This window comes from Bradyrhizobium sp. P2_E8, assembly GCF_056403875.1.
Window position 1 is genome coordinate 1 of record NZ_JBFUES010001495.1, and the last position, 1,241, is coordinate 1,241.

General features: G+C 64.2%; 1 protein-coding gene. It reads right to left on the bottom strand.

Features of this window, described 5'->3' with window-relative positions:
• Positions 1 to 2: 2 nt before the first annotated feature.
• On the bottom strand, positions 3 to 896 hold the full coding sequence (locus AC1D00_RS41730) for a YihY/virulence factor BrkB family protein (RefSeq protein WP_011084192.1): 894 nt from the start codon (positions 894 to 896) through the stop codon (positions 3 to 5).
• Positions 897 to 1,241 lie beyond the last annotated feature (345 nt).

Sequence of the window (1,241 nt, forward strand, 5' to 3'; positions counted from 1 at the left end):
GGTCAAGCCCGTGTCTCCGCGTGCTTTAGCGACTGCGCTGCTTGTAGCGACACGCCGTGAGGAAGTCGCGACTTGATGATCGCGGCGTTGAGCTCGCCGCCGTAGACGAAGATCGCGGCGATGAAATACAGAAACACCAGCGCGATGATCACCGAGGCCAGCCCCGCATACATCGTCACGTAGTTGTTGGCGAAGCGCGCCAGATATTGCCCGAACACGATGCCCGAGATCAGCGACGCCACCATGGTGAAGACGATGCCGGGTAGGATCTGCAGGAAGCTGCGCCGCCCCGCCGGCACCCACGCATGCAGGATGATCAGCGCCACCACCAGCGCGCCGATGGTGATGCCGTAGCGCAGCCAGGTGAGGATGCTCTCGTTGGACTCGACGAACAGCGGGATGTGGCGCCGCGTCGCCTCGATGATGAGCGGGCCGAGCACGATCAGGAACGCCATGGCAAGCGCGGTGAAGGCCGCAACCAGCGTATAGCCGATCGATTCCAGCCGCAGCCAGTACCAGCGCCGCATCTCCACCACCGCATAGGCGCGGTTGAGCGCGACGCGGAGCGCCTCGACGCCGTTCGAGGCGAAATAGACCGACAGCGCCGCGCCGATGGTCAGCACGCCGGTGCGGGTCGTGGTCAGCACGTCGTGGATCTCGCCGGAAAGGCTGTCGGCGACCTGCTTGGGCCAGACCTCGAGCATCAGGCTGGCGGCCTGGTCGGCGAGCTCCTTGGAACCGAAGAAGCCGGCGAGCGAGGTCAGCACGATCAGGAACGGGAACAGCGCCATCAGCGTCGACAGCGCGATGTGGCTCGCGATCGCCCAGCCGTCGTCGGCCAGGAATGTGTAGAACGCATCCATCACGACGACGTAGATGTAGCGGATGGCTTTCACGGCTGGCCCTGTACTGCTCCCTTTCCCCCCTTGCGGGGAGAGACGGAGAAGGCTTGCGATGGACGCAAATCGGAAATCATCCAGCCAGCTTCTGATATTATTGGCCTAAAAGCCAGATCGCCAACCAACCCGGTCGTCATTCCGGGGCGATGTGACGGGACCGCGCAAAGCGCGACCCGGTGCATCGAGCCCGGAATCCATTTCACCGCGCGTGACGCTGCTTGATGAATTCCGGGCTCGCTCCATCGGGCCGCGTTGCGGACCCGTTGGCGCGCCCCGGAATGACGGGTGGGGAGATGGCGGACCGGCGCGCACGGTGTTATCTACCCCCGATGGCATCTATCC